The organism is Dyella silvatica (assembly GCF_026283955.1).
Classification (GTDB): Bacteria; Pseudomonadota; Gammaproteobacteria; order Xanthomonadales; family Rhodanobacteraceae; genus Dyella_C; species Dyella_C silvatica.
The window spans coordinates 1-3,875 of record NZ_JAPDPE010000204.1 but is presented as its reverse complement, the minus strand read 5'-3'; the positions used below and the strand labels follow the sequence as shown (position 1 = coordinate 3,875).

Genomic DNA, 3,875 nt, shown 5'->3' with positions numbered 1-3,875 from the left:
TTGACCTTCGGGGCCCCTGTGCGTCGGTGAGGGCTGGACGAGAAGGCCCGCAGGGGCATGGGCAGGGACGCCCATGCCTTTTCGCCAGGGCAGGAGCCCTGTCGAAAAGCCCGGCCAGCCCTCACGCACCCGAAGGGCGACAAGCGGGGATGGCCTTTCTTTGGGTTACTTTTCTTTGGCCATGCAAAGAAAAGTGACTCGGGCTCCGGCAGGAGTTCGAAACCCCGCCGCAGGCGACAATCTCGCCACACCATCACCCATAACCCAAAGCGAAAGACCAGCAAGAGCGATAGCGAGAAAAGCCCCCATCAACCCCGATCAACGACGCCCGTAATACGCCACGATCCGATCCCCAATCACCTGCAGAATCTGCACCAACACAATCAACAGCAACACCGTGACAATCATGTAGTCAGGCTTATTGCTGAGATAACCATAACGATAAGCGAGGTCACCCAGGCCGCCCGCGCCGATAGCCCCGCCCATGGCGGTATAGCCGACCAGCGCGATCGCGGTCACCGTAACGCTGGCCCAGATGCCGACCCGCGCCTCGGGCAGCAAAACGTGGCGAACGATTTGCCAGGTGGTGGCGCCCATCGCCTGACTGGCTTCGATAACACCGTGCTCCACTTCGCGGAATGCGGTTTCCACCAGTCGTGCAAAAAAAGGCACCGCACCGATGACCAGCGGAGGAATCGCCCCGCGAATCCCCAGCTTGGTACCGACCAGCAGGGAGGTCAGCGGCAGCAGCACAATCATCAAAATGATGAAGGGCGGTGAGCGCAGAATATTCACCGCGAGGGAAAGTACGCCATAAAGCTTGGGCATGGCGCGCAACTGGCCCTTGCCGGTGAGGTAAAGCAAGACACCCAGCGGCAAACCGAAAAGTACGGTGAGTACCAGCGATCCGCCGAGCATCAACAAGGTGTCGAGGCAGGCCTGGGCCAGTTCGCTCCAGTCTTCGATGTCCGGAAACAAGGGCAGCAGTGTGGCGGCGGATGCCGCGGTGTGCAGGGAGACGATGCTCATCGGGCCAGTTCCTCTACTTCGATACCTGCTGCGCGCAGGGCGACCAGGGCGGCATCGACGCCGCTGCCGTGCATGGCCAGGGTGAGTTGGCCGTAGGGCAGGTCTTTGATACGGTCGACGCGGCCAGCGAGTATGTTGAAATCCACCCCTGTTTCGCGGGTGACTCGGCCGAGTGTCGGTGACCAGGTCGCCTCGCCGCGGAACGATAAGCGCAGAATCCGGCCTGGCACGTGTTGATACAGCGATTGTTCGCCGGCCACTTCTTCGGGCAGTGCTTCATTGACGAAGCGCCGGGTAGTGGGGTGCTGCGGGTGTAGGAAGACATCGGCGACGGCGCCGTGTTCGACGATGCGGCCGGCATCCAGTACCGCGACGCGGTCGCAGACTCGGCGCACAACGTCCATTTCGTGGGTGATCAACACGATGGTCAGTTTTAGTTCGCGGTTGATTTCAGCAAGTAGCTCCAGCACCGAGGCGGTGGTTTGCGGGTCGAGGGCGCTGGTCGCTTCATCGCACAGCAGAATCGATGGCCGGTTGGCCAGGGCGCGGGCAATGCCGACGCGTTGCTTCTGGCCGCCGGAAAGTTGCGATGGGTATTTATCGGCATGCTCGGTCAGGCCCACCCGCGCCAGCAATTCGTCGACGCGGCCACGGATGGCCGTCGTGTCGCGTTGCCCGGCCAGGCGCAGCGGAAAGGCGACGTTGTCGGCCACGGTTTGTGAAGATAGCAAGTTGAAATGCTGAAAAATCATGCCGATGTGGCGGCGCTGTTCGCGCAACTCGGCTTCGGGGAGTGCGGTCAGCTCGGTGTCGCCAAGAAGAATGCGCCCGCCACTGGGCCGTTCCAGCAGGTTGATAAGCCGTATAAGCGTCGATTTACCGGCACCGGAATGGCCGATGATGCCGAACACCTCGCCGTCGGTGATGTCGAGGCTGAAGGGATGCAGCGCGGGAATATCCTTGCCATCGACGCGGTAGGACTTGTGGACATCGACGAAACGGATCACGACGGGCCTTGGGCTCATGCTCGGAGCGCCCATTCTATGTCAGTACGGCGCTAAACTTCGCCGATCATCCACAGCGGGGCTTTGAGCCATGACTACGGTCTACGATTTCAGCGTGCGCGATATCGAAGGTAACGAACGCTCCCTCGACGAATGGCGGGGCAAGACCCTGCTTATCGTCAATGTGGCATCCAAGTGCGGATTTACCCCGCAATACACCGGGCTAGAGGCGCTGTGGCGCGAGCGTGGCGGGCAGGGGCTGGCGATACTCGGTTTTCCTTGCGACCAGTTCGGTCATCAAGAGCCAGGCGACGAGGCCGAGATCAAGAATTTCTGCTCAACCAGCTATGACGTCAGTTTTCCCCTGTTCGCCAAGATCGAGGTCAACGGCGAGCATGCCCACCCGCTTTATCAATGGCTGAAGAAAGAGGGCAAGGGCATCCTCGGTAGCGAAGCCATCAAGTGGAACTTCACCAAGTTTCTGGTCGACGCCGAGGGGCAGGTGGTCAAGCGCTACGCACCCACCGATACGCCAGAGAAAATCGGCAAGGATCTCGCCAGCCGGCTGGGCTGAGTGCATCGGTGCCCAAGCAGGGCACCGGCTCTTCAAAGCTCGACGGATTTCTCCCCCAGGGTCTGGCCGTTCACGCCCCAGGCGCGTAGACGGTATTGCCCTGGGAAAAGGTAAAGCGTGTTTCTGGCGCCGCCCTGCACGAACAGATAGCGGTCAGCCGCGGTGGCCTCATCCGGTTCGGCTGCATAGTGAGCTTCAATCACACATGGGGTTGTTTTGGCGCAAAGAGCCGTATCGATCGGTAGTGGGTGGCGTTGTCCATTCAAGCTAAGCCAGTGGGGGCGCGGCTCTGCATGCGGGACTTGTTTTACGGCAATGCCCTCCAGGCCAAAGGACATCCACGGGGCTTTGTAGATATCCGAACTGTCGGCGCGGTTGACCTCAAGGGGCAGGATGACACTGACATCAAACCTGTCCGGATCAATACTCCACGCATGCTGGTCACCGTTGTTGAGCAAAACGGACGGAAGCTGCGGATGAAAGGCTGCGATCAGCCGGTGATAGGCATCCGCTTCATTTTCTGAATCGACGTCGCGAAAATTGGTTTGATCAATGGACAGCGGCTCGAAACCACTCGCTTGCTGCAAATGCATGGCCATGGGCATAGCGTCGCCTAAACGCCCCTTGGCTTTATCGACATGGGCATAGCCGGTGTGGACAAAGACCCGGGCGTTGGGATCTTTGGCGAAGATTTTTTGATAGAGATGATCCGCTTGTTCGGCCTCTCGCTCCGGTACCGAGTCGGCGTTGGAGTCGTAGGGCACGATGACAAAGCCCAGACGGATGGCGGTACGGATGATTTCGCCATACAGCGGTTCGTGCAGGTATTCAGTGCCGCTGTTGGCGATAGGGTAGCCGCGTTGCATCAGCCCAGGGTCTCCTTCGCTGAGTGCCTCGGCCGCGAAATGGGTGAAGCCGAGCGCGCGTAAGCGCGGTAGCAGGGCGAGGGTCAGCAGGCGCGTATGCGCATCATGGTGAGCTTCGTTGATCAGCACGATGCGATGTTTGGCGGCCAGCCGGGTGATGACATCCACGGCGTCGGCCGTGTGCCATTCGGTGCCAAGCGGCAACACGGCATTTTCCGACACGTGTGGGGCCAGCGGAAAATCGCGAAGGGCTTCGTTGTACAGGCCCAGTTCGTTTTCCGCGCCGGCAAGTAACTGCATGGCAATGTACTGGTCTGGAACCGATAGCTGCGACGCATGCTTGCTTATGTAAATGCTGCGAGCTAAATCATTGGGTTGAGATTTGAGCGCGTGAAAAAATGC

Annotated in this window: 4 protein-coding genes; 1 reads left to right on the top strand and 3 read right to left on the bottom strand. The window is 59.8% G+C overall.

The window, feature by feature from the left end:
- Positions 1-318 precede the first annotated feature (318 nt).
- Positions 319-1,029 carry a methionine ABC transporter permease gene (locus tag OUZ52_RS22465; RefSeq protein WP_266160831.1) on the bottom strand — a complete coding sequence of 237 codons (711 nt, stop codon included), beginning with the start codon at positions 1,027-1,029 and terminating at the stop codon, positions 319-321.
- Positions 1,026-2,036: a methionine ABC transporter ATP-binding protein gene (locus OUZ52_RS22460; protein ID WP_266160832.1), complete on the bottom strand. Its 1,011-nt coding sequence runs from the start codon at positions 2,034-2,036 to the stop codon at positions 1,026-1,028. The genes OUZ52_RS22465 and OUZ52_RS22460 overlap by 4 nt, the downstream gene beginning before the upstream one ends.
- Before the next feature lie 88 nt (positions 2,037-2,124).
- On the opposite strand from OUZ52_RS22460, the gene OUZ52_RS22455 reads away from it, so the two are divergent.
- Entirely contained in the window at positions 2,125-2,607 is a 483-nt protein-coding gene (locus OUZ52_RS22455) for a glutathione peroxidase (RefSeq protein WP_266160830.1), read from the top strand.
- Between the two features lie 32 nt (positions 2,608-2,639).
- Here the strand turns inward: OUZ52_RS22455 and OUZ52_RS22450 are convergent.
- The coding region (locus OUZ52_RS22450) for a hypothetical protein (RefSeq protein WP_266160829.1) at positions 2,640-3,875 on the bottom strand (1,236 nt) is incomplete at its 5' end.